General features: G+C 69.4%; 21 protein-coding genes. 8 read left to right on the top strand and 13 right to left on the bottom strand.

Annotated features, from left to right (window positions below; translation table 11 throughout):
- Positions 1-13 precede the first annotated feature (13 nt).
- The 6 genes from ACTJLF_RS25035 to ACTJLF_RS25010 all read right to left on the bottom strand — a co-directional run bounded on the left by ACTJLF_RS25035 (position 14) and on the right by ACTJLF_RS25010 (position 7,880).
- Positions 14-412, bottom strand: coding sequence for a hypothetical protein (locus ACTJLF_RS25035; protein WP_020722989.1), 399 nt, complete (start codon positions 410-412; stop codon positions 14-16).
- Positions 413-472: 60 nt separating this feature from the next.
- A complete protein-coding gene (locus ACTJLF_RS25030) occupies positions 473-1,384 on the bottom strand; it encodes a cation diffusion facilitator family transporter (RefSeq protein WP_184605175.1) in 912 nt (303 codons plus the stop codon).
- Positions 1,374-4,595 (bottom strand): CusA/CzcA family heavy metal efflux RND transporter, encoded by a 3,222-nt coding sequence (locus ACTJLF_RS25025; protein WP_440884106.1) that lies wholly within the window; start codon positions 4,593-4,595, stop codon positions 1,374-1,376. The genes ACTJLF_RS25030 and ACTJLF_RS25025 overlap by 11 nt, the downstream gene beginning before the upstream one ends.
- Before the next feature lie 10 nt (positions 4,596-4,605).
- Positions 4,606-6,000, bottom strand: coding sequence for an efflux RND transporter periplasmic adaptor subunit (locus ACTJLF_RS25020; protein WP_440884105.1), 1,395 nt, complete (start codon positions 5,998-6,000; stop codon positions 4,606-4,608).
- A gap of 26 nt (positions 6,001-6,026) precedes the next feature.
- The gene (locus ACTJLF_RS25015) at positions 6,027-7,406 is read right to left on the bottom strand and encodes a TolC family protein (protein ID WP_440884104.1); all 1,380 of its coding nucleotides are present in this window, start codon (positions 7,404-7,406) and stop codon (positions 6,027-6,029) included.
- A 99-nt stretch (positions 7,407-7,505) separates the two neighbouring features.
- Positions 7,506-7,880: a hypothetical protein gene (locus ACTJLF_RS25010; RefSeq protein WP_019653442.1), complete on the bottom strand. Its 375-nt coding sequence runs from the start codon at positions 7,878-7,880 to the stop codon at positions 7,506-7,508.
- 161 nt (positions 7,881-8,041) lie between these two features.
- On the opposite strand from ACTJLF_RS25010, the gene ACTJLF_RS25005 reads away from it, so the two are divergent.
- Complete coding sequence (locus ACTJLF_RS25005) at positions 8,042-8,719, top strand: heavy metal response regulator transcription factor (protein ID WP_019653443.1); 678 nt, start codon at positions 8,042-8,044, stop codon at positions 8,717-8,719.
- Positions 8,716-10,062 carry a heavy metal sensor histidine kinase gene (locus ACTJLF_RS25000; protein ID WP_440884103.1) on the top strand — a complete coding sequence of 449 codons (1,347 nt, stop codon included), beginning with the start codon at positions 8,716-8,718 and terminating at the stop codon, positions 10,060-10,062. The genes ACTJLF_RS25005 and ACTJLF_RS25000 overlap by 4 nt, the downstream gene beginning before the upstream one ends.
- A gap of 6 nt (positions 10,063-10,068) precedes the next feature.
- On the opposite strand, the gene ACTJLF_RS24995 is transcribed toward ACTJLF_RS25000, so the two are convergent.
- The gene (locus tag ACTJLF_RS24995; RefSeq protein ID WP_019653445.1) at positions 10,069-11,322 is read right to left on the bottom strand and encodes a cation:proton antiporter; all 1,254 of its coding nucleotides are present in this window, start codon (positions 11,320-11,322) and stop codon (positions 10,069-10,071) included.
- 110 nt (positions 11,323-11,432) lie between these two features.
- Entirely contained in the window at positions 11,433-13,778 is a 2,346-nt protein-coding gene (locus ACTJLF_RS24990) for a heavy metal translocating P-type ATPase (protein ID WP_440884102.1), read from the bottom strand.
- Between the two features lie 70 nt (positions 13,779-13,848).
- On the opposite strand from ACTJLF_RS24990, the gene cadR reads away from it, so the two are divergent.
- On the top strand, positions 13,849-14,319 hold the full coding sequence (cadR, locus tag ACTJLF_RS24985) for a Cd(II)/Pb(II)-responsive transcriptional regulator (RefSeq protein ID WP_019653447.1): 471 nt from the start codon (positions 13,849-13,851) through the stop codon (positions 14,317-14,319).
- Positions 14,320-14,347: 28 nt separating this feature from the next.
- Here the strand turns inward: cadR and cysE are convergent, their stop codons facing one another.
- The gene (cysE, locus tag ACTJLF_RS24980) at positions 14,348-15,151 is read right to left on the bottom strand and encodes a serine O-acetyltransferase (RefSeq protein WP_309939305.1); all 804 of its coding nucleotides are present in this window, start codon (positions 15,149-15,151) and stop codon (positions 14,348-14,350) included.
- Positions 15,152-15,208: 57 nt separating this feature from the next.
- Positions 15,209-15,967, bottom strand: coding sequence for an RNA methyltransferase (locus tag ACTJLF_RS24975; RefSeq protein ID WP_019653449.1), 759 nt, complete (start codon positions 15,965-15,967; stop codon positions 15,209-15,211).
- Positions 15,968-16,078: 111 nt separating this feature from the next.
- On the opposite strand from ACTJLF_RS24975, the gene ACTJLF_RS24970 reads away from it, so the two are divergent.
- Genes ACTJLF_RS24970 through ACTJLF_RS24955 form a run of 4 tightly spaced genes read left to right on the top strand, consistent with a single transcriptional unit; the run spans position 16,079 to position 20,904 of the window.
- A complete protein-coding gene (locus tag ACTJLF_RS24970) occupies positions 16,079-17,146 on the top strand; it encodes an inositol monophosphatase family protein (RefSeq protein ID WP_019653450.1) in 1,068 nt (355 codons plus the stop codon).
- Positions 17,147-17,148: 2 nt separating this feature from the next.
- Positions 17,149-19,395 (top strand): FUSC family protein, encoded by a 2,247-nt coding sequence (locus ACTJLF_RS24965; RefSeq protein WP_440884101.1) that lies wholly within the window; start codon positions 17,149-17,151, stop codon positions 19,393-19,395.
- Positions 19,395-20,489 carry a mechanosensitive ion channel family protein gene (locus ACTJLF_RS24960; protein WP_019653452.1) on the top strand — a complete coding sequence of 365 codons (1,095 nt, stop codon included), beginning with the start codon at positions 19,395-19,397 and terminating at the stop codon, positions 20,487-20,489. Before ACTJLF_RS24965 ends, ACTJLF_RS24960 begins: the two co-directional genes overlap by 1 nt.
- Before the next feature lie 7 nt (positions 20,490-20,496).
- Positions 20,497-20,904 (top strand): YbaN family protein, encoded by a 408-nt coding sequence (locus tag ACTJLF_RS24955; protein WP_440884100.1) that lies wholly within the window; start codon positions 20,497-20,499, stop codon positions 20,902-20,904.
- Here ACTJLF_RS24955 and ACTJLF_RS24950 read toward each other — a convergent pair.
- Entirely contained in the window at positions 20,901-21,365 is a 465-nt protein-coding gene (locus tag ACTJLF_RS24950) for an Lrp/AsnC family transcriptional regulator (RefSeq protein WP_145761847.1), read from the bottom strand. The genes ACTJLF_RS24955 and ACTJLF_RS24950 overlap by 4 nt on opposite strands.
- 107 nt (positions 21,366-21,472) lie before the next feature.
- Here ACTJLF_RS24950 and ACTJLF_RS24945 point away from each other — a divergent pair, with 107 nt between their 5' ends.
- The gene (locus tag ACTJLF_RS24945; protein ID WP_440884099.1) at positions 21,473-22,093 is read left to right on the top strand and encodes a LysE/ArgO family amino acid transporter; all 621 of its coding nucleotides are present in this window, start codon (positions 21,473-21,475) and stop codon (positions 22,091-22,093) included.
- Here ACTJLF_RS24945 and ACTJLF_RS24940 read toward each other — a convergent pair.
- Positions 22,066-23,298, bottom strand: a complete 1,233-nt coding sequence (locus ACTJLF_RS24940; RefSeq protein ID WP_440884098.1) for a DUF418 domain-containing protein — start codon at positions 23,296-23,298, stop codon at positions 22,066-22,068. The genes ACTJLF_RS24945 and ACTJLF_RS24940 overlap by 28 nt on opposite strands.
- On the bottom strand, positions 23,295-24,236 hold the full coding sequence (locus tag ACTJLF_RS24935) for a LysR substrate-binding domain-containing protein (protein WP_440884097.1): 942 nt from the start codon (positions 24,234-24,236) through the stop codon (positions 23,295-23,297). Before ACTJLF_RS24935 ends, ACTJLF_RS24940 begins: the two co-directional genes overlap by 4 nt.
- Positions 24,237-24,238 lie beyond the last annotated feature (2 nt).

The following is a 24,238-nucleotide window of genomic DNA, read 5'->3' as shown; positions in this document are numbered from 1 at the left end:
TTTGCCGGCGCCCTCAACGGGCCGCCTGGACGCTCGCCTGGGCACTCTTCGCCTCGATGTCCTTCAGGCAGGCGTTGATGGCCGAGTTCGACGTGAGCTCGTAGCAGCGCACGGCGGCGGCGCGCATCGCCTTGTGCTGCTCCTGGCGCTCCTGCGCGGTGTCGATCTGGTAGCTCATGAGCCATTTCATGGCGAACGCGAGCACGACGCCGAAGCCGATCGCGAAACCGACCACGGTCGACCGCCAGGTGCTGCGCGGCGAGGCGGACACTGCGGCAGGCGCAGCAACCGCGCCCACGTCGAAAGCCATCGGCACCCGGGTCGACGATCCCCCATGAATCGCGCGGCGCTGCGGCGCGCGGGCCTCGGCCGTTCGGTTCGATGCGGAAGAAGACTTGGGGTTGCGGCTCATCGATCTGCGTGTCCTGAATCGGGCAGATTGTCCGATATCCGCCGCCCCGCTGTCGCGGGTTCAGGCCGGGGCCGGACCGAAGCCGTGGCTCTCCGCCGCCAGCTCGCAGGGCACCCGCTCGGCCTGCACGGTCGAGTGGTGGATGTCGAAGCGCTCGGCCAGCATCGCGCGCAGCCGCTGCACGAGCGGCGCGAGGTCGCCCACATCCGGCGTGCAGACCACGTGCACGCTCAGGCTCACCTTGCCGCTGGACAGCGCCCACACGTGCAGGTCGTGCAGGCTCGCCACCCCGTCGCTGCCCAGCAGCGCGCTCTCGACTGCCGGCAGGTCCACCTCGTCGGGCACGCCTTCGAGCAGCACGTTGAGGCTCTCGCGCAACAGGCGCCAGGTGCGCGGAAGTACCCAGAGGCCGATGGCGACGGCGATCACCGAGTCGACCCAGCCCCAGCCCGTGAAGCGGATCACGATGGCGCCGACGATCACGCCGACGGAGCCCAGCATGTCGGCCCACACCTCCAGGTACGCGCCCTTCACGTTGAGGCTCTCTTCCTTGCCCGACGCCAGCAGCCGCATGCCGATGAAGTTGACCAAGAGGCCGCCCGCGGCCACCAGCAGCATCATGGTCGACTGGATCTCGGCCGGCTGCGAGATGCGCCTGTACGCCTCGTACAGCACGTAGATCGCCACGAAGAAGAGCAGCACCGCGTTGAGCACTGCCGCCAGGATCTCGAAGCGGTAGTAGCCGAAGGTGCGCCGCCTGTCGGCCGGCCGCTTGCCGATGCGGATGGCCACCAGCGATATCGCCAGCGCCACCGTGTCGGTGAACATGTGCGCCGCATCGGACAGCAGCGCGAGGCTGCCCGACACCAGTCCGCCCACCACCTCGGCGACGAGGTAGACCGAGGTCAGCAGCAGCGCCCAGCGAAGCGCCTTCTCGTTGCCGCCGGTGGCGTGCGAATGCTCATGTGCCATGCGAACCTCGCAGTGAAGGATCTGTAGGACCTGAAGGATCGAGCGGTGCGCCGTGGGACTGCTGCTGCACCTGCAATTCCTCCTCGTCGCGCCGGTGCGCGATGCGATAGAGCAGCGGCAGCACCAGCAGCGTCAGCGCGGTCGAGGACAGGATACCGCCGATCACCACCGTGGCCAGCGGCCGCTGCACCTCGGCGCCGGTGCCGGTGGCGATGGCCATCGGCACGAAGCCCAGCGAGGCGACCAGCGCGGTCATCAGCACCGGCCGCAGCCGCGTGAGCGCGCCCTCGCGGATGGCCGCGTCCAGCGGCAGGCCGCCCTCTCGCAGGTTGCGGATGAAGGAGATCATCACCAGCCCGTTGAGCACGGCCACGCCCGACAGCGCGATGAAGCCCACCGCCGCCGAGATCGACAGCGGAATGCCGCGCATCCACAGCGCCACGATGCCGCCCGTGAGCGCGAACGGAATGCCGGTGAACACCAGCAGCCCGTCCTTGATGTTGCCGAACATCGCGAACAGCAGCGTGAACACCAGCAGCAGCGACACCGGCACCACGACCTGCAGCCGCTGAGTGGCCGAGGCCAGGTTCTCGTACTGCCCGCCCCACACGGTCCAGTAGCCCGCGGGAATCTTCACCTTGCCCATCGCCTCCTCGGCCTCGGCAACGAAGGAGCCCAGGTCGCGGCCGCGCACGTTGGCGCTGACCACGATGCGGCGCTTGCCGTCCTCGCGGCTCACCTGGTTGGGGCCCGGCGCGATGTCGAGCGTGGCCACCTCGCCCAGCGGAATGAAGCTGGTGCGCAGGGTTTCGGCGCCCGCGCCCTTGGGCAGGGCCACCGGCAGGCGCTTGATGGCTTCGAGGTCGGTGCGCAGTTCCTCGGGCAGGCGCACGATGATGTCGAAGCGCCGGTCGCCGTCGAACAGCGTGCCCGCCTCGCGCCCGCCGATGGCGGCGGAGATCGCGTCCTGCACGTCGCCCACGTTGAGGCCGTAGCGCGCGGTCTTGCTGCGGTCGATGTTCACCGTGAGCATCGGCAGGCCGGTGGTCTGCTCCACCTTCACCTCGGCTGCGCCGGCGATGCCATTGAGCACGCCGGCAACCTCTGCCGCGGTCTTGTTCAGCACGTCCATGTCGTCGCCGAAGATCTTCACCGCCACGTCGCTTCGCACGCCCGAGATCAGCTCGTTGAAGCGCAGCTGGATGGGCTGCGAGAACTCGTAGTTGTTGCCCGGCAGCTTCTCCACTTCTTCCTGCACTGCCGCGAGCACCTCGGCGCGCGAACGCTTCGGCGAGGGCCACTCGCTCTCGGGCTTGAGCATGATGTAGCCGTCGGAGATGTTGGGCGGCATCGGGTCGGAGGCGATCTCCGCCGTGCCGGTGCGCGCGAACATGCGCTCGATCTCCGGAAATTTCTGCTTCAGCGTGCGTTCGAGCTGCTTCTGCATCTCCACCGACTGCGTGAGGCTGGTGCCCGGAATGCGCAGCGCCTGGATGGCGAAGTCGCCTTCGCTCAGGCTCGGCACGAACTCCGTGCCCAGCCGCGTGGCCAGCAGCCCCGACAGCACCACCGCCACCACCGCGAAGGTGATCACCAGCGGCTTGGCCGACATCACGCGCGCCAGCAGCGGCTCGTAGGCGCGCCTGGCCCACAGCATCAGGCGGTTCTCCTTCTCGCTGACCTTGTTGCCGATGAACAGCGCCACGGCGGCAGGGATGAAGGTGATCGACAGGATCATCGCGCCCAGCAGCGCGATCACCACGGTGAAGGCCATCGGGTGGAAAAGCTTGCCCTCGACACCCGTGAGCGCAAAGATCGGCAGGTACACGATCATGATGATCAGCTGGCCGAACAGCAGCGCGCGCCGCGCCTCCTGCGAGGCAGCGAACACTTCGTGGAAGCGCTCGCTGCGCGTGAGCGGCCGTCCCTTGTGGGCCTGCGCGTGGGCCAGGCGCCGCACGCAGTTCTCCACGATCACCACCGCCCCGTCGATGATGATGCCGAAGTCCAGCGCGCCCAGGCTCATGAGGTTGGCGCTGACCTTCTGGTTCACCATGCCGGTGAAGGTGAAGAGCATCGACAGCGGAATCACCAGCGCGGTGATGATGGCCGCGCGGATGTTGCCCAGGAACAGGAACAGGATCGCGATGACCAGCACCGCGCCCTCGAACAGGTTCTTCTTCACCGTGGCGATGGCCTTGTCGACCAGCACCGTGCGGTCGTACACCGTCACGGCCTTCACGCCGGCGGGCAGCGTGCGGTTGATCTCCTGCATCTTCCTGTCGACGGCCTGCGACACGGTGCGACTGTTCTCGCCGATCAGCATGAACACCGTGCCCAGCACCACCTCGCGGCCGTTGTCGGTGGCAGCGCCGGTGCGAAGCTCACGGCCGATGCCGACCTCGGCCACGTCCTGCACGCGCAGCGGGATGCCGTTGGCGTTGCCCAGGATCACGTTGCCGATGTCCTCCGCCGACTTCACCTGCCCGGGCGCGCGGATGAGGTACTGCTCGCCGCGCTTCTCGATGTAGCCCGCGCCCACGTTGGCGTTGTTGCGCTCCAGCGCGAGCACGATGTCGCTCATCGTCAGGCCATGGGCCAGCAGCTTGGCCGGGTCGGGTGCGATCTGGAACTCCTTGGCGAAGCCGCCGATGGAGTTGATCTCCGTCACGCCCGGCACGTTGCGCAGCTGCGGCTTGATGATCCAGTCCTGTATCTCGCGCAGGTCGGTGGGCGAGTAAGGCTTGCCTTCCGCATTCCTGGCGCCCTCCTCGGCCTCGACGGTCCAGAGGTAGATCTCGCCGAGGCCGGTGGAGATCGGCCCGATCACCGGCGAGATGCCGCGCGGCATGCTCTCGCGCGCGGACTGGATGCGCTCGTTGACGAGCTGCCGCGCGAAGTAGATGTCGGTGCCGTCCTTGAAGATCACCGTCACCTGCGAGAGGCCGTAGCGCGAGAGCGAGCGCGTCTGCTGCAGCCCCGGCAGGCCGGCCATGACGGTCTCTATCGGGTAGGTCACGCGCTGCTCGGTCTCCAGCGGCGAGTAGCCGGGCGCGGCGGTGTTGATCTGCACCTGCACGTTGGTGATGTCGGGCACGGCGTCGATGGGCAGCTTCTGGTAGCTGAAGATGCCCAGCGCCGCCATGCCGAACACGGCGAGCAGCACCAGCCAGCGCTGCTCGATGGAGAAGCGGATGATTCGTTCGAACATGCGGGCTTCCTCAGTGGGTGTGCGTGGCCGAGCTCTTGCCCTGCTGCGACTTCACGACGAAGCTGCCGCTGGCCGCGTAGGCTGCGCCGGGCTTCAGCCCGCCGACGATCTCGACGCGCTTGCCGTCGCTGCGCCCCGTCTGCACGTGCTGCGGCATGAAGCCGCCGGGCACACGCAGGAACACCGTGGGCTTGTCTTCCACCGTCTGCACCGCGTCGGCCGCAACCGTCACCGGCGCCTCGGTCTCCGAGGCCACCAGCTCGACGTTCACGAACAGGCCCGGGCGCCAGATGCGCTCGGGGTTGGTCAGCGTGACGCGCGCGGTGGCGGTGCGCGTCTGCGCGCCGATCAGCGAACCCACGTACGAGACCTTGCCGGTCGCGGTCTGGTCGAAGGCGGTCGAGCGGATCTTCACCTGCTCGCCGATGCGCACCAGGTTCAGGTTGTTGGCTGCCACGCTGATCTCGGCCCACACAGTCGACAGGTCGGAGATGGTGAAGACGTTGACCGCCTCGCCCACCGATTCGCCGAGCGAGATGTGCTTCTCGACCACCATCCCGTCGAAAGGCGCGCGCAGTTCGTAGCGGCCCAGCGCCGACGCGCCGGGCGTGGCGCCCAGCGCCAGCAGCTTCTGGTTGGCGTTGGCCACGGCGATGCGTGCCTCCTGCATGGCCTGCTCGGCCTGCAGGTAGTCCTGCTGCGGCGAGATCTTTTCCTCCCACAGCTTCTTCTCGCGCTCGTAGGTGGTGCGGGCCAGCTCCAGCCGGCGCTGCGCCGACTGCAGCTCGCTGCGCTGCTCCGAAAGTCCCGGGCTCGACAGCACCGCGAGCACCTGTCCGCGCCGGACTTCCTGGCCCAGGTTGGCCGAGACGCTGTCGACCACGCCCGCCACGCGCGGCACCACGTGGGCCGTGCGGTCTTCGTTGAACTTGATCTCGCCGGGCAGCTGCAGCGACAGCTTGATGCGCGCGGGGCCGGCGCTTTCGACGGAGATGTCGGCGGCCTTGATCTGGTCGTCGGTGAAGGCGATCTTCTCCTCGTCTTCCTCGTGCGCGGCGGATTTCTCCTCGCCCTTGGCTTCGCCCGCGGCAGCCTTGGTTTCGCCCTTGCCCTCCTCGGCGTGGTGCTCCTTGTCGCTGTGGCCCTTGGCCTCGCCGTGGCTGTGGTCGTGGTCTTCGCCCGCCTTGGCCTCCTTGTGGCCCTCTTCCTTGTGGCCGCCCTCCTCGTGGTGCTCGCCGTCGCCATGGCCGGCGGCTTCCGAATGGCCGGCCGACTCGGGCTTGGCAGGCGCGCTGCGCAGGATCAGCGCCCCGGCACCCACGCCCAGTGCGAGCACGGCCGCGATGGCGATCAGCTGCTTCTTGCCGATGCGCTCGGCGAAGTTCTTGCGTTCTTCTGTGTTCATGATCTGTGGAATTCCTTGATTGCTTTTCAGCGTGCGGCGGGCGTGGTGGTGGTCAGCGTCGCGGCCGGGATGGCTTCGCCTTCATTGCCCAGCAGCCGGTCGAGTTCGCCCGCGGCGCGGTGCGCATCGGCCAGCGCGAGCAGGTACTGCGCGCGCACCTGGAACAGCGTGCGCTGCGCATCCAGCGCCTCCAGGAAGCTGAACTTGCCCAGCTCGAAGCCCTTGGTGGCGGCCTTGTAGGCGCTCTCGGCGCCGGGCAGCGCGTCGCGCTGCAGCGTCTCGGCGGTGGCATGCGCGGAACGCAGGCGCTCGGTGGCCTGCGCCACGTCGGTGCCCAGTTGCAGCTCGGCGGCGGCGAGGTCGTCGCGCGCCTTTTCCTCGCGGCTCAGGGCTTCGGCGACGTTGCCCCGGTTCGTGTCGAAGATCGGCAGCGGCACCGACAGGCCCAGTACCACCTGGTTGCGCCGGCTGCCGCCGTTCTCGCCCTCGGAGGCCGGCACGCGCTTGGCGCCGAGCGAGACGGTCACGTCGGGGATGCGCCTGGCGCGCTCCAGTTCGGCCAGCGCCTTGCGCCGCTCGACCTCCAGCCGGGCCTGCCGCACCACAGGCGCATCGGCCAGCCGGTTGGCGATGTCCTGCGCGGAGGCCATCGCGGGCAACTGGTCGACCGCGCCATCCACCTGCGTGAAACGCGGGCTCGGGTTGCCCCACAGCGCTGCGAGCTGCTGGCGAGCGGAGCGCAGCGTGCCCTCGGCCTGCATCAGTTCGACGCGGATGCCGGCCTCGGCCACGCGCGCCTTGGTTTCCTCCAGCGGCGAGACCTTGCCCGCCGCCACGCGGTTGGCGGCTGCGCGGGTGGCAGCCTGCGCGAGGCCGACCGAATCCTGCGCGAGCCGCAGGCGCTCCTGCGCGGTGAGTACGTCGAAGAAGGCGGTGACGGTGGCCGCGCGGATCTCCGCGCGGCGCCCTGCCAGGGCCGAAGTGGCCTGGTCGCGCGCGCGCTCGGCCGCCGTGACGCGGGCCGCGCGCTTGCCGCCCAGCTCGATGGGCTGGCTCAGCTGCAGCGTGGTGGTGCGGTTGTCGCGGCGCAGGTCTTCGAGCTGCGCGTCGAGCGTGGGATTGGGCCAGGCGCCGGCCTGCACGATAGCGGCCTCGGTCGCCTCCTGTTCGCGCAGCGCGGAAGACAGGCCGGGGTTGGCCTGCAGCGCCATGGCAACGGCGCTGCGAAGCGTGAGCGGGCCCGCGGGCTCCTGCACGCGGGCAGCGGCCGTGCCCGACGGCGCGGACATTGAAGACTGTGAATGAAGGGGCCCGGCCGACGAGGCCTGCGCGACCTGCGCGACCTGTGAAAAAGCCGGGGGCGCCGCCATGGCCAGCACGGCCAGCGGCACGAAGAGCGTGCGCATCGAATTCTCCTGGGTTGCGAAACAACGGACGGACGAATTCGGCGAGAGCTCGGCTAGCTGATGGTGGGTATCAGGAAGGGGTTGTGTTCTCTCGCCGAATCAGGCGGCGAGAGACCAGTCGGGGCGCACCGGAACGTCGGAGACGTGCGAGGCGAAGCGCTCGTCGGCCGTCGCACGCAGCGGCTGAGGCTCGTGCGCTGGCGACTGCGCGGGCTCGTCCAGCGCATCGGCGTGCTGGGCATGGCCGAACTGGCAGACGGCGCAGTCGCCGACCACGGCATTGGGCTGGGTGCTGGAGTTCTTCTGCGCGCCTTCGCCGCTGTGGCTGCGGTCGGTGCCGCGCGTCTCGCTTTCGTGGTGGCCCCAGTGGTCGGGCCGCGAATCGCGCTCATGCTGGCAGTACGCCGACGCCGACGCCCAGCTGAACTGGAACGGCAGCAGGGCAAGCATGAAGATGAGGAACCAGCGGCGCATGGAGGCAAAAAGTATATCGGCGGCCTGCGTCGGCCCTCGTGGCAATGGCCCTTCGGGGCGCAGGCCCGGCGCACTGTACGACGCGAAGGCGAGGCTTTGTCCGTCAAGCGTATTACCGAAACGTAACCCTGATTCCATGAGGGCTTCGATACGATCCGGCAATGCGTATCCTGGTCATAGAAGACGAGCCCAAGCTGGGCGACTACCTCAAGAAGGGGCTCGAGGAGAACGGCTACGTCGTCGACGTAGCCCGAGACGGCATCGAGGGGAAGTACCTCGCCACCGAAGGCGACTACGCGCTGATCCTGCTCGACGTGATGCTTCCCGGCATCGACGGCTTCTCGGTTCTCCAGGCCCTTCGCCGTACGAAGAACGTGCCGGTGCTGGTGCTCACGGCGCGCGACAAGGTCGAAGACCGCGTGCTCGGATTGCAGCAGGGCGCGGACGACTACCTGGTCAAGCCCTTCTCCTTCTCCGAGCTTCTGGCGCGCGTGCAGGCCCTCCTGCGCCGGGGCAAGGCGCAGGAATCCACGGTGCTGCGGCTGGCCGACCTCGAGGTCGACCTGATCAGCCGCAAGTGCATGCGCAACGGCATGCGCCTCGATCTCACGGCCAAGGAATTCACGCTGCTGCTGGTGCTGCTGCGCCGTCGCGGCCAGATCCTCTCGCGCACCACGCTCGCCGAGCAGGTGTGGGACATGAACTTCGACAGCGACACCAACGTGGTCGAAGTGGCCATCCGCCGGCTGCGCAGCAAGCTCGACGACCCCTTCGACGTGAAGCTGCTGCACACCGTGCGCGGCATGGGCTACGTGCTCGAAGACCGCTCCTGGCATTGAGCCCCCGGCCGCGATCACTTCAGAGCCGGCTGTCGCTCTGGCTCGCCGCGCAGACCCTGTTCGGGTTGAGCGTGATCTGCTTCGCCATCTATCTCGTCACGGCCTGGAACTTCGGACAGAAGCAGGAAGAGGAACTCTCCAACAAGGCCGTGCTGGTGCAGCACCTGCTGCAGGAGGCGGAAAAAGGCGGCGACCTCGTCTTCCTTCGCCACAAGCTCGACGACTTCTTCTCGATGCAGGACGACGTGACCCTGTCGATCTCCGCCGGCGGCAGGCAGCTCTTCGAATCGCGTCCGCTGGCCGGCGGCAAGTGGATGCTGCGCGACGTGCAGGTGCTATGGACGCAGGCCGGCACCACCACCCAGCTCGCCGTTCGCATCGGCGTGAACACCGCGCAGGAAGCCCAGCTGCTGCGCCGCCTCGCGTGGACCCTGCTGGGCGCCGTGGTGCTGGGCACCGCGCTGGTCTCGCTTACAGGCATGTGGCTGGTGCGCCGCGGCCTGAAGCCGCTGAAGACGCTGACCGAGCGCACCGCGGCGATGGCGCCCGACAAGGCCAACCAGCCGATCGACGCCGATGACTTCGCGCAGGAGCTGCGCCCCTGGATCACCCAGTTCAACGCACTGCTGCTGCGGGTGCAGCGCGCCTACGTGCAGCTCGAGTCCTTCAATGCCGACGTGGCGCACGAGCTGCGCACGCCGCTGGCCAACCTGATCGGCTCCACCGAACTCGCGCTCACTCGCCCGCGCAGCAACGAGGAGCTGCAGACCGTGCTCGCCTCCAACCTCGAGGAGGTCGGCCGGCTCTCGGGCATCGTCACTGACATGCTGTTCCTCTCGCAGGCCGAGCGCGGCGCGCCCATGCGCACCCGGGCGGTGACGAGCCTCGCCGCGCAGGCCGCAGACGTGATCGACTTCTACGACGCGATGCTCGAGGAATCCGGCCTGCGCGCAGAAGTGCGCGGCGACGCCATGGCCGACGTGGACGCAGCACTCGTGCGCCGCGCGCTCTTCAACCTGCTGGGCAATGCGATCCGCTTCGCCACGCCCGCCTCGACCATACGCATCGAGATCGCCGAAGAGATCGCCAAAGAAGTCGCAGAGCAAGGCGCCACGGAGTTCGCCGTGGCCGTGGTCAACAAGGGCGAGCCCATCGACCCGGCCGCCCTGCCCCGCCTGTTCGAGCGCTTCTATCGCGCCGCGCAGGCCCGCGACGGCTCCACGCGCCACCACGGCCTGGGCCTGTCGATCGTGGAAGCCATCGCCCGCATGCACGGCGGGCGGGTGTTCGCCGCGAGCCGTGGCGGCGAGACGCGCATTGGCTTCACTGTGGCCAAGCGCTGACCGAACTCAGGGCTTCGCGTGCGCGGCGTCCGCCGCCACAGCCTGCTTGCGGCCGATGAAAAGGTTGATCAGCGGCCCCGTCATCGCGGTGGTGGCCAGCGCCATTACCAGCAGCATGGTGAAGAGCTCCGGGCCGATGAGGCCCGCGTCGAGGCCGATCTTCATGACGATGAGTTCCATCAGCCCGCGCGCATTCATTAGCGAACCGGTGGCGAGGCTGTCGCGCCATCCGTAGCCCGCCATGCGCGCACCGGCCGCGCCGCCGGCGATCTTGCCCACGGTGGCCACGCCCACGATCAGCAGCATCGCACCCAGGCTCGCACCCGAGAAGGCGTTGGCCGTGGTGCCCAGCCCGGCGAGCGCGAAGAAGAGCGGCATCAGCACCACGATGGAGATCGGCTCGATGCGCTCGGTGAGCGACTTCAGCAGGCGGTCGTCGCGCGGCAGGCAGGCGCCGAACAGGAATGCACCGAACACCGCGTGCAGGTGCAGCCACTCGGTGACCAGCGAGGTCGCCAGCAGGCCGATCATCAGCGCCGCCATCACGGTGGTCGAAGGCTCGCCCTCTGGCGCCTTCACGCGCAGCAGCCACGCGAAGGCCGGCTTGAGCCCGAGGAACAACGCCGCCAGCACGACCGCCATGCCCAGCGTGGTCTTCAGCAGCCCCTGGTAGCCCTCTCCCGCGCCGACCAGCGCGATCACCACCGCCAGCAGGATCCAGGCGAACACGTCCACCACGGCCGCCGCGCTCAGCGAGAGCTGCCCGAAGGGCGTGCGCGTCATGCCGCGGTCCTTCAGGATGCGCGCCATCACCGGAAAGGCGGTGATCGACAGCGCCGCCGCAATGAAAAGCGCGAAGGGCCAGAAGCCCACGCCGGCCGGCGCCAGCGCGGGATGCAGCGCCGGCGCGATCGCGATGCCCAGCGCCATCGGCACGACCACGCTCAGCACGCCCACGTAGCCCGCGGAGCGCAGTTGCTCGCGCACCCCCTTGGAAGCCCGCAGTTCCAGGCCGACGACGAACATGAAGAGCACCAGCCCCAGCGTGGAAAGAGAAGACAGCCCCTGAAGCGACTCCTTCGAGAAGAGCTGCGCATGCAGCGAGGGAAAGAGCGCCCCCATCACCACCGGCCCGAGCATCAGCCCCGCCGCCATCTCGCCGACCACGCCGGGCTGGCCGACGTGGCGAAGGACCCAGCCGCACAGCCGCGCGGTGACCAGGATGACGATGAGCTGCAGCAGGAGCGAGGTGACGGACATCGAAGGACTCTGGCTGGAGAAGGAAGGGATATCCGGCCTATGTTAGTCCCAAGCCACCTCGCGCAGCCAGCCGGGCCTGGCCCTCCCGGACTGCCCCTGCGCCCCCTCGCTCACTTCGGCGTGCGCATCAACCGCAGCCCGTTCGCCACCACCAGCAGGCTCGCGCCCATGTCCGCGAACACCGCCATCCACATCGTCGCGCTGCCGAACACCGCGAGCACGAAGAACACGGCCTTGATGCCCAGCGCCAGGGTGATGTTCTGCCACAGCACCGAGTGCGCGCGGCGCGAGAGGCGGATGGTCTCGGGGATGCGGCGCAGGTCGTCGTTCATGATGACCACGTCGGCCGCTTCCATCGCGGTGTCGGTGCCGGCGCCGCCCATCGCGAAGCCGATGTCGGCCTGCGCGAGCGCGGGGGCGTCGTTGATGCCGTCGCCGGTCATCGCCGCCGCGCCGTAGCGCTGCTGCATGGCCTTGATGGCGTCGAGCTTCTCCTCGGGCAGCAGGTTGCCGCGCACGTCCTCGATGCCGGCGTGGGCGCCGATGGTCCTGGCGGTGGCGATGTTGTCGCCGGTGAGCATCACGGGCACCACGCCGAGCGAGCGCAGTTCGGCCACCGCCGCCTGCGACGATTCCTTGATGGTGTCGGCCACGGCGAAGAGCGCGAGCACGGCCTCGTTCGAAGCAAGCAGCGTGACGGTGCGGCCGGCCTCCTCGTGGCGCTGGAGCTCGGCTTCGAGCGACGGGGTGCAGAGCCCCCGCTCCTCGATCAAGCGATGGTTGCCCAGCACGTACGCCTGCCCCGCGTGCACGGCCTGTACGCCGCGGCCGGGCAGCGCGGTGAAGTCGGCGACTTCGCCCTGCCCGCCCTTCAACCCTTCGGCGATGGCCTTCGACACCGGGTGGTCGGAGCGGCCCGCGATGCTGGCGGCAATGGCGAACACCGCCGCCTGGTTGCCGGCCGAGGATTCGCCGACCAGCGACGACGCCACCAGCTTCGGCTTGCCTTCGGTGATGGTGCCGGTCTTGTCGAGTGCCACCGCCTTGAGCTTGCGCGCCTCTTCGAGGTACGTGCCGCCCTTGATGAGAATGCCGCGCCGCGCAGCCGAGGCCAGTGCGCTCACCACCGTGACCGGGGTGGAGATGACCAGTGCGCACGGGCAGGCGATGACCAGCAGCACCAGCGCCTTGTAGATGGCCTGCGTCCAGGTCCAGTCCATGAAGAACGGCGTGAGCACCGCGACGGCCAGCGCCAGCACGAAGACGGCGGGCGTGTAGATGGCGGCGAACCGGTCGACGAAGCGCTGCGTGGGCGCGCGCGAGCCCTGCGCCTCCTCGACCGCGTGGATGATGCGCGCGAGCGTGGTGTTGGCGGCCACGGCCGTCACGCGGAATTCGAGCGCAGCGGTCTGGTTGATGGTGCCGGCGAACACCTGGTCGCCGACGGTCTTGTCGACCGGAATGCTCTCGCCGGTGACGGGCGCCTGGTCGATGGCGCTGGTGCCCTCGGTGACGATGCCGTCCAGCGGCACGCGCCCGCCGGGGCGGATGCGCGCGATGGCCTCCAGCGGCACCTCGCTCGCCATCACCGTCTTCCAGCTGCCGTCGGCCTGCTTCACCTCGGCCTGCTCGGGCGCGAGGGCCAGCAGGCTCTGGATGGCGTTTCGCGCGCGGTCCACGGCACGGGCCTCGATGAGTTCGGCAATCGCGTAGAGCGCCATCACCATGGCAGCCTCGGGCCACTGTCCGATGATGAAGGCACCGGTGACGGCCACCGCCATCAGCGCGTTGATGTTCAGGCGCCCGCGCACCAGCGCCGCGAAGCCCTTCTTGTAGGTGTCGAGGCCCGCGAGGCCGATGGCGCCCAGCGCCAGTGCCATCTCGAACACCATGAAGCCCCGGCCCTCCAGCCCCATGAACGAAACCGACTCGGCCGCGATGGCCAGCACCAGCGCCGCGACCAGCCGCGCGAGCCCGGCGCTCATGCCTGCGATCTTCGCGGGTGCTGCAGGAGCGGCCTGCGCGCCCGGCGCATTCAGCGGCTCGGGCTTGAAGCCCGCCTTGCGGATGGCGGCAAGCGCCTCGGGCAGCACGCCGTCGTCGGTGGTGATGGCCATGGTGCGCTCGCCGAGGCGGAAGCGCAGCGCCTTGACGCCCGCGATGGGCTCCAGCGCGCGGCGGATCTCGGACTCCTCCACCGCGCAGTCCATGGTGGGAATCCGAAAGAGCAAGGCGCCCGTTGGCACGTCGCCGGCATCGGGCGCCAGCGGAATCGGGCCGTGGCCGGCGGTGCTGCTGCAGCCGCAGCAGGCGTCGGCCGGCTTGGCCTTCGGATGCTCGTGGGCGTGGTCATGTCCATGGCCGTGATCGTGGCCGTGCCCCTCCTCGTGTGCATGCGGATGAGAGTGCGCGTGCGAGCGCGGCACGGCCGGATTCAGGGCGTTCTGGTTCGTCATGGAATCGATTGGAAACCCTGAAGCAGGTGTAGAGTCAACCGCTCATGTCCACTCGTCCATTTGCCGCATCATGAAAATCGGAGAACTGGCCAAGGTCGCGAACACGCCGGTCGAAACCATCCGGTACTACGAGCGCGAACGACTGCTGCCCGAGCCCGCGCGCACCGAGGGCAACTACCGCATCTACGACGAGGACCACGCCCAGCGCCTGGGCTTCATCCGCCGCTGCCGCTCGCTGGACATGACGCTCGACGAGATCCGCAGCCTGCTGAAATTCCGCGATGCGCCCCAGGAAGACTGCGGCGAGGTCAACCGGCTGCTGGACGACCACATCGGCCACGTGGCCGCGCGCATCGCCGAGCTGAAGACGCTGGAGAAGCAGCTGAAGGCGCTGCGCCAGCAGTGCTGCGGCCCCGAATCGGCGAACGCCTGCGGCATCCTGCAGGAGCTCGACACCGCGGCGCTCGCGCCCGAGACCTTCGGGCAGCATGCGGGCCACGTGCACGGCGCGCTGCACGCCCCGGCCAAGCGCGGCGGCTGAGCGCGACTCCTGCGCGGCTTTCTTTCTTCTACTTGCCGATCAGCTGCGTGAGCTTGTCGGCCTCGAAGCTCTGGTCGCGCGCGGCCTCGCCCGGAACGCAGTCCTTGCTGCCGGGCTGGGCCGAGAGCTTCTCGATGGCCTGCCACAGCAGCGCGATCTGGTGCTCCTGGCTCGATGCGTTTTCGATCAGGCTGCGCATGGCCTGGCTCAGCGGATCGTCGTCCTGCGTGATGCCGTAGGCGGAGAACTTCTGCGGCGCGGCCACGTCGGCGCTCTCGCCCGCCTTCGACGGGATGATCCGCGCCGGGATGCCCACTGCCGTGGCACCGGCCGGCACCGGCTTGATGACCACCGCGTTGCTGCCGATCTTGGCGCCGTCGCCCACGACGAAGCCGCCCAGCACCTTGGCCCCGGCACTCACGACCACGTCGCGCCCCAGCGTCGGGTGCCGCTTGGTGCCCTTGTAGAGCGAGGTGCCGCCGAGCGTCACGCCCTGGTAGATGGTGCAGCCGTCGCCGATCTCGGCCGTCTCGCCCACGACGACGCCCATGGCGTGGTCGAAGAACACGCGCTCGCCGATCTTGGCGGCGGGGTGGATCTCGATGCCGGTCAGCCAGCGGGCCCAGTGCGCGATGGCGCGCGCGGGCCACTTGAAGCCATGGGTCCAACAGGCGTGTGCCCAGCGATGCAGAACCACGGCGTGGAAGCCGGGGTAGACCGTGATCACTTCCCAGGCGCTTCGAGCGGCCGGGTCGCGTTCGAGGATGCACCGGATGTCGGCGCGCAGTCTGGAGAACATCGCTGCCTTATGCCTTCTGTCTGTTGTCGTTATATCGATAGGGGCCGCGCAGTCTAAGGCCGGGTGTCTTTGCGTACGAACGATAAGGTTTTAGTCGCTCTCGGGCGTCTTGCCGCCCTTGTCCGCCCTGGGCGGCCGGGTCGCGTCGCTCATCGCCTTGGCGATGCCGCGCAGGATGTGGATCTCCTCCGGCGTGGGCTGGGCCCGGTTGAAGAGCTGCTGCAGCCTGGGCATGAGCTTCTTGGGCGCCCCGGGGTCGAGGAAGCCGATCTCCACCAGCGAGCGCTCCCAGTGGTCGAGCATGCCGGCCACGGCCTGCGCGTCGGCCGCCTGCACGGGCTGGACGGCCTCGCGCACCTCGTAGCCGCCCAGCGCCAGCCGCCATTCGTAGGCGATCACCTGGATGGCCGCGCCCAGGTTGAGCGAGCCGAATTTCGGGTCGGTGGGAATGCTCAGGGCCACGTTGCAGCGGTAGACGTCCTCGTTGCGCATGCCGAAACGCTCGGAGCCGAACAGGAAGGCCACGTGCTGGTCGCCCTGTTCCGCCAGGGGCTCCAGGTGCTCGCGGGGCGAGCGCGTGGGCGGACCGAAGTCGCGCGGAATCATGGCGGTGGCGCACATGTGGGTCACGCCGTCGAGGGCCTCGTCGAGCGTCTCGACGATGCGGGCGTTGGCCAGCACGTCGAGCGCGCCGCTCGCGCGCTGGATGGTTTCCTCGCGCCGCAGCACGTTGGCCCAGCGCGGGGCCACCAGCACCAGGTCGGAAAAACCCATGGTCTTCATGGCGCGGGCGGCGGCGCCCACGTTGCCGGCGTGGCTGGTCTGGATCAGGATGAAACGGGTGCGCATGGGGGGGTTGGCGGACACTAACGGGCGGAGCCGGTAAAATCCCCCGATTCTCGCCGCCCGCATCGCCGGGCCGTCTCCGGGGGCCCTCCCCACCGTTCTTCCCACAATCCAATGTCGTCCCCCAACCTGCATCCCATGCTCAACGTGGCCGTCAAGGCCGCACGCGCCGCCGGCGCCATCATCAATCGCGCCGCCCTCGACGTGGAGGCCGTGCGCATCTCCCAGAAGCAGGTCAACGACTTCGTCACCGAAGTCGATCACGCCAGCGAGCAAGCGATCATCGAGACGCTGCTCGGCGCGTACCCGGGGCACGGCATCCTCGCGGAAGAATCCGGCAGCCAGTACGGCGCCAAGGACTCCGACTACGTCTGGATCATCGATCCGCTGGACGGCACCACCAACTTCATCCACGGCTTCCCGGTCTACTGCGTGTCGATCGCGCTGTCGGTGCGCGGCAAGATCGAGCAGGCCGTGGTGTACGACCCCACCCGCAACGACCTCTTCACCGCCACCAAGGGCCGCGGCGCCTACATGAACGAGCGCCGCATCCGCGTCTCGAAGCGCACCCGCCTCAACGAGTGCCTGATCTCCACCGGCTTCCCCTTCCGTACCGGCGACAACTTCAAGCAGTACCTGGCCATCATGGCGGACATGATGCCCCGCGCCGCCGGCCTGCGCCGCCCCGGCGCCGCCGCGCTCGACCTGGCCTACGTGGCCGCGGGCTTCACCGACGCCTTCTTCGAGACCGGCCTGAACCCCTGGGACGTGGCCGCGGGCTCGCTGCTGGTCACCGAGGCCGGCGGCCTGATCGGCAACTTCACGGGCGAGCCCGAGTTCATCGACCAGCGCGAATGCCTGGCCGGCGCCCCGCGCGTGTACGGCCAGCTGGTGCCGCTGCTGTCCAAGTACTCCAAGTTCGCCACCGTCGACGAGAAGCTGCGCGCCAGCGACCGCGTGCGCGCCGTCTCGGCCTCCGCCAAGGCGAGCGCCGGCACCGCGGCCGACGCCTCGGCCGACCTCTACGCCCGCAGCACGGTGCCGGGCTTCGCCGACGAGGCAGCCGAAGCCGAAACCCCGGCCGCGCCGGCGGCGGCACCCGCTCCGCGCAAGCTCACGCGCGTGCGCCGCGAGGCACCCGCCAACGGCGCGCCTTCCGAAGGCAACTCCTCCGCCAAGTGACGATGCAGGGGCCCAGCAGCGCCGCGCCCCGGGTCCGTGCTGCTCTGCGCATCGCGCTGAGCCACTACGTCGCGAGCGGGCTCACCGTCGCGCTGGGCCTGCTCTTCATCTCCGGCGGAATGCATTTCTGGCTGGGCACCATGGCGGCCTCGGCCGCCGCCACCGGCGTGATCGTCACCGCGCCGCCCGACCTGCCCGGCCCGCGCCGCGGCAAGTTCCTGCAGATGCTGCCCGCGCCGCTCATCGGGCTGCCGCTGTTCTTCGCGGTGCAGATGCTGCACAGCGCCCCCATCCGCCTCGGGCTGCTGCTGGTGCCCGCCACCTTCATGGCCTTCCTGGCCATGGCCTGGGGCAAGCGGGGCATCCCGATCGCCATCGCGGTGATGTTCTCGATGGTGTTCTCCATGGCCACGCAGGCGCCGCCCGACATGGCCGACGCCATCAAGCGCACCTGGCACTTCGGGCTGGGCGCGGGGCTGTACGTGATCTGGGCCACGCTGGCCAACCTGGCGCTCAACGGGCGCTTCCGCACCCAGTCGATCGCCGACGTGCTGTATTCGCTGGCCGCGCTCATGCGCACCGAGGCCAGCCAGTTCCTGCCGCAGGACGAGACCCGCGACGTGCGCGACACGCCCGCTCCCATGCTGGGGCGGCTGCTGCGCGAGCAGGCCGCGCTGGCCGACCAGCTGCAGGCCACGCGCGACATCGTGCTCGAATCGCCGCGCACCCCGCGCCGCCAGCGGCTTGCCGCCATGCTGGTGATCGTGCTCGAGATGCGCGACCAGCTGCTGGCCAGCGAGCTCGACCTCGACACCCTGCGCGCCCACCCCGCGCATGCCGAGGCGCTCGTCGAGATGCGCCGCGTGCTCGAGGAGCTGGCCGACGAGACCGTCGCCCTGGCCGACGCGCTCATGTTCGGCCGCCAGCCCGACGCGGTGGCCGACCGCCGCCCGCGCCTGGCGGCCATCCACGTCTCGGCGGACGACGGCACCGCCGGCGGCGGCCACATCGGCCCCACCGCCGCGATGCTCGCGCGCGGGCTGGCCAGCCGCATCGGCCACATCAACGACGAGGTGCTGCGCCTGTCGGCCATGGCGCGCGGCGACGCCGAGCCCAACCTGGCCGTGGTGCGTGCCAACTGGCAGCTCTTCGTGAGCCCCACCGACTGGTCGCTGCGCCCCTTCTTCACGCTCTGGAGCTGGGACCAGCCCCCGCTGCGCCACGCGATCCGCGCCGCCCTCGCCATCGCGGCCGGCTACGCCATCGCGGTGTCGATGCCGTGGGGCTCGCACGACTACTGGATCCTGCTGACCATCGTGGTGGTGCTGCGCGGCAGCCTCTCGCAGACGCTGGAGCGGCGCAACGCCCGCGTGGCCGGCACGCTGCTGGGCTGCGTGCTCGCGGTGGGGCTGCTGTCGGCGCATCCATCGGCGCTATGGCTGCTGGTCATCGTCACGGTGTCGCAGGCCATCGCGCACAGCTTCGCCGTGCGGCGCTACCTGATCACCGCGGTGGCCGCCACCGTGCTGGGCCTGGTGCAGGCCCACATGCTGAACGTGGGCGTGGCGCCGATCTTCGCGCTGTTCGAGCGCATCGCCGACACGCTCATCGGCGCCGCGCTCGCCTGGGCCTTCTGCTACGTGCTGCCCTCGTGGGAGCGCACGCAGCTGCCGGCGCTGGTCGCACGCGTGCTCACCGCGCAGGCCCGCCATGCGCGGCTGGCACTGGGCCTGGGCCAGCTCAAGGCCATCGACAGCAGCCCCGAGCTCGAATGGCGCCTCGCGCGCCGCGAGGCCTACGACAGCCTATCGGCGCTGGTGCAGGCCACGCAGCGCTCGCTGTCGGAGCCGCGCGCGGTGCAGCCGCCACTGGAGCCGCTGGAACACCTTCAGGCCCACAGCTACCAGCTGCTCGCGCAGCTCAGCGCGGTGAAGTCGATGCTGGTGCTGCGGCGCGACCGCCTCACGCCCGCCGAGGTGGAAGGCCCCATCGGCCGCACCGCGCAGCGCATCGAGGCCGCCATCGGAACTATTCCAACCACCGGTCCCTCCCACCCCGAGAGTGCCGGTTCGACCACAGTCGGCGGCCCGATCCCGCTGCCCGACCCGTTCGACAACGACATCAGCCCCTGGCTGCTTCGCCGGCTCGACCTGGCCACGGCACTCGCCACGCAGCTGCGCGACGACGCAGCGCGCATTCTTCAACCTCTGAACGAGACAACAGAACAAGCGAAGACGACTCCCGCCTGATGACCAAAGAGATACTTGCCCACCCCTGGTTCGGCACCTGGCTTGCCGCCCTGATCGCAGTCCCCCTCTCTCTTCTCGCGCACCGCATCGTCGGCATGGTGCTCAGGCGGATCACCCGCCCCGCGCCGGCCATCCATGCGATGGTGGTCAACTGCAGGGCGCCCGCCCGGCTCGTGTTCCCGCTGGTCGCGCTCACCATGGTGTGGCAGGGCGCGCCGGACGACCTGCGCTTCATCGGCAACGTACGCCATTTCACCGGGCTGCTGCTCATCGCCGCCACCACCTGGCTGGCAGTGAAGGCCATCAGCGGCTTCGCGGAAGGCGTGCTGGCGCAGCATCCTTCCGACGTCGCCGACAACCTGCAGGCCCGCCGCGTGCTCACCCAGACGCGCGTGCTCGCGCGCACCGCGATGACCGTGGTGGTCGTGGCCGGCGGCGCGATGATGCTCATGACCTTCCCGGGCGCGCGCCAGGTGGGCGCAAGCCTGCTGGCCTCAGCCGGCGTGATCGGCATCGTGGCCGGTCTGGCGGCCAAGCCGGTGTTCAGCAACCTCATCGCCGGCCTGCAGATCGCGCTGGCGCAGCCCATCCGCATCGACGACGTGCTGGTGGTCGAAGGCGAATGGGGCCGCGTCGAGGAAATCACCGGCACCTTCGTGGTCGTGAAGATCTGGGATGAGCGCCGCCTGATCCTGCCGCTCACCTACTTCATCGAGAAGCCCTTCCAGAACTGGACGCGGCATTCGGCACAGCTGCTGGGCGCGGTGTTCATCTACGTCGACTACGGCATGCCCCTCGCGCCGCTGCGCGAAGAGGTCGAGCGCATCGTGAAGGCCGCGCCCGAGTGGGACGGCCGCTTCTTCAACCTGCGTGTGACCGACGCCACCGAGCGCACGATGCAGATCCGCGTGCTCTGCACCGCCGCCACCTCGGGCCTGACCTTCGATCTACGCTGCACCGTGCGCGAAGGCCTCATCGACTTCATGCAGCGCGAGTACCCGCAGTTCCTGCCGAAGATGCGCATCACGGCTGACGGGCTGCCCGAGCGCGAGCAGCTGCCGCAGCAACCGCAACCGGGACAGGCCCCGGCCTGACCCTGCCTTGAACAAGCCCGAGCCGGCCCCCGCGCCCGAACGCAAGTCCGCGCTCACGCGAGCGCTGCTCTATGCCTTCGCGGTGCTGTGCCTGGTGCTGGGCCTCATCGGCGTGGTCGTGCCGGGCATGCCGACCACGGTATTCATCCTGATGGCCGCCTGGGCCGCGGCGCGCAGCTCGCCCCGGCTGCATGCCTGGCTGCTGAACCACCACCTCTTCGGCCCGCTGCTGCACAACTGGGCCAACGGCCGCACCGTGAGCCGGCGCGCCAAGTGGAGCGCGACCGTGACGATGGCGGCTTGCGCGGTGATCGTCTCGTTCACCGCGCACCGCGCGTGGCTCGCCGGCCTGGCCATCGGGTGCATGGCCTGCGTGCTGGCGTGGCTCTGGTCGCGGCCGCTGCCTCCGGCCTAGCGGCGCGGCGGCTTTTCCAGTTCGGGCGCGGCGATGGGGCGCGCCGGAATCGGCACCGACATCACGATCGACGTGCGCGTCTCGCCCAGGTGGTTGATGCTGCTCACGAAGGCTTCCAGGTGCTCGATGTCGCGTGCGGCCACCTTCAGCACGTACGAGTCCTGCCCCGTCACGTGGAAGCATTCGAGCACCTCGCGCCTGCCCTCCAGCAGCTTCAGCAGCCGCGCCTTGTCGGGCTGCGGCGTGGTGATGCCGACGAGCGCCATCACCGTGTAGCCCACATGGCGCGGCGGCACCACGGCGCGATAGCCGGCGAGCACGCCGGCTTCTTCCAACCGCTTCACGCGCTCCGAGGTCGAGGGCACCGACAGGCCGACCTGCCGCGCCAGCGCGGTGAGCGAGGTGCGCGCATCAGCCTGCAGCACTTCGAGGATCTGCCAGTTCTTGCTGTCGATTTCCATGGATTTCAGGCTTCAGTCGATCGATTCGTCTTGAATTTAAGGCGAAAAGCGCATTCCGCCTGAGCTTCGCCATTCTCTTCAGGCCACGTCGTAAAGACAATTTACGAATGGACTCTACCCTCTTCCTCAAGGCCCTCGTCATCGGACTCTCCATCGCTGCACCTGTCGGCCCCATCGGCCTGCTCTGCATCCAGCGCACCCTCGCGCACGGCCGAACCATCGGCTTTCTCAGCGGGCTCGGCGCCGCGCTGGCCGACGCGTTCTATGGCGCCATCGGTGCGCTGGGCGTGTCGGCCGTCATCGCCTCGATGGTGGCCGCGCGCGTGCCGCTGGCGCTGGGCGGCGCGGCATTTCTCGCTTGGATGGGCGTGCAGCTTCTTCGCGCGCCGGTCGCCACGCAGGCCCGTCAGGCCGCCGACGCCACCACGCCGCTGAGGGCCACGCTCTCGGTCTTCGTGCTGACGCTGGCGAACCCGATGACGATCCTGTCCTTCGTCGCGGTGTTCGCTTCCATCTCCACCGGCAGCACCGCCGGCGGCACCCAGGCCGCGACCATGGTGCTCGGCGTGTTCCTGGGCTCCGCGCTGTGGTGGCTGGGGCTGTCGACGATGGTGTCGTCGGTGCGGCACAAGCTCAGCGCGAAGACCATGCAGTGGATCAACCGGCTGTCGGGCGCGATCCTGCTGGCCTTCGCGGTGTATCAGCTGTCGACGTTGCTGCCGCGCTGACCTGGAGCCTCGGGCTTGCGCCCCATCGGCGGAAGGTCCAGGTTCGTAAACGCGCGCAGCACCCACTCGACCGGCCCGTAGACGAAGCGGCCCAGCCACCAGCGGCTCAGCACCAGTTGCGCCGCGAAGATCGCGAAGGCGATGCCGGTGGCGGCCGTCGGCCCCACGTTGCCGATCCAGCGCAGGCCGTAGGCCAGGAAGAGCCATGCGCACACCAGCGACTGCATCAGGTAGTTGGTCAGCGCCATGCGGCCGGCCGGTGCGAGCACGTCTTCGATCACTCGGCCGCGCGGCGACAGCATCAGCAGCACCAGGCCGGCCGCATAGGCTGCCGTGAGGAATGGCGCGGTGAGCAGCGTGGCCGCGAGGCCGTAGAGCTCGCGCACCGGGTTGTCCAGCCGGATCGAAGGAAAGGCGTACACCGCAGCGCCCGGCAGCCCGATGACCAGCCCCCAGCGCAGCAGGCGCTTGAACAGCGGCCGATACGCATCGGCATTGGCGAACAGCTCGCGCCGCCCCGCGATGAAGCCCGCGAAGAACATCGCCAGGGCCGTCGGCGCCTGCACCAGCCCGGTGATCCACCAGATCTGCGAGAGCTCGCGCAAGTGCTGCACGATCACGGTGAAGGGCGTCCCGCGATACGCTGCCAGCGCCGCGACGGCATCCGCATAGGCCGTGCGCGTGTCGTTCGACACGCCCGCCTTCACCAGCAGGTAGCCGATGCCCGCCCACAGCAGCGAAGTCGCCAGCACCAGGAACACCGCGGCGCGTGCCATGAACACGTCGCTGCGACGCCGCAGCATCAGCAACACCGCTCCCAGCACCGCGTAGGTGGTGAGGATGTCGCCGTGGTACAGCACCACCGCATGCACCAGGCCCAGCACCCACAGCCCCACCAGCCGCCGCCCCATGCGCGGCGTGAAAGCCTTGCCGCCGCGCTCGGCCGACTGCATCTGCAGCGTGAAGCTGTAGCCGAAGAGAAAGGAGAACAGCAGGTAGAACTTGGTCTCGAACACCAGCGTGCGCACCAGCAGCGCCGCGCGTTCGAGCACCGACTGCGCCATCGGGTCGGGTATGCCAACCCCGTAGTAAGTAGAGGAGAAGCTCGCGATGTTCACCACGAGGATGCCCAGCAGCGCGAAGCCGCGCAGGGCGTCGACCAGCGATTGGCGCTCGCCGGGCATCGTCTTTTCGCTGCCGCTCATGCCTGCACTCCCTCGATCGCTCGGTGCCTTGCCGCAACGATCTCGCGGATGGTCTCGATCAGCAGCTGCGTGCCTTCGGCCGGCTCGTCGCCACGCCGCATGGTGAGCCCCACCGCCCCTTCGGTGCTGGTGGTGTCGATGGCCAGCCGCTTGAGTTCGCCGCGCTCGACCAGCCCTTCGACAGCCCCCTGCGGCGCGAACCAAACCGCATCGGAGCGCTGGAGCAGCCCCAGCACGAAGCTGGTGTCCGTCGCCTCCACCAGCCGGCCGGGCAGCGCCATGCCCTGCGCGATGAGGAATGCGTCGGCCGTGTGCCGTATCAACGTGCCCGACACCGGCAGTACCAGCGGATGGCCCGCCAGCGCGTCGAGCGGCGGCTTGCGCCGCGCCGCCAGCGGATGCCCCGGCCGCGCCACCAGCAGCAGCGGCTCGCTGTAGAGCTGCTCGAAGGCCAGGTCGGCCATGGCCGAGGCCTGCGCGAGGCGGCCGAGCACGAGGTCGATCTCGCCCTGGCGCAACTGAGTCATCAGCTGGGCGTTGGTGCCGCTCACCACGCGCACACGCAGCGCGGGCTGCGATTCATGCAGCGTGGCCACGGCCTCGGGCAGCAGGTTGGCCACCATGTTCGGCAGCGCACCGACGGCGACGCGCAACTGGTCAGCCTCGGGCTGGTCCATGGCCAGGCCCAGCCCTTCGCGCAGACCGCGCAGCGCCGAGACGGCATGGCGCACCAGCACCTCGGCGGCCGGGGTTAGCTCCACGCCGCGCCGGCGGCGCAGCAGCAACTGGCGGCCGACGATCTCTTCCAGCTCGGCGACCGTCTTGGAGACGGCCGGCTGCGTGAGCGACAGCGCCTTGGCCGCGCGCACCAGGTTGCGCTCCTGCGCCACCATCACGAGGCACTGCAGGTGGCGCATCTTCAGGCGCCCAAAGTTCATGT

This window comes from Variovorax sp. 22077 (genome assembly GCF_052044195.1).
Taxonomy (GTDB): domain Bacteria; phylum Pseudomonadota; class Gammaproteobacteria; order Burkholderiales; family Burkholderiaceae_C; genus Variovorax; species Variovorax atrisoli.
This window is presented reverse-complemented; position numbering and strand designations above follow the sequence as displayed.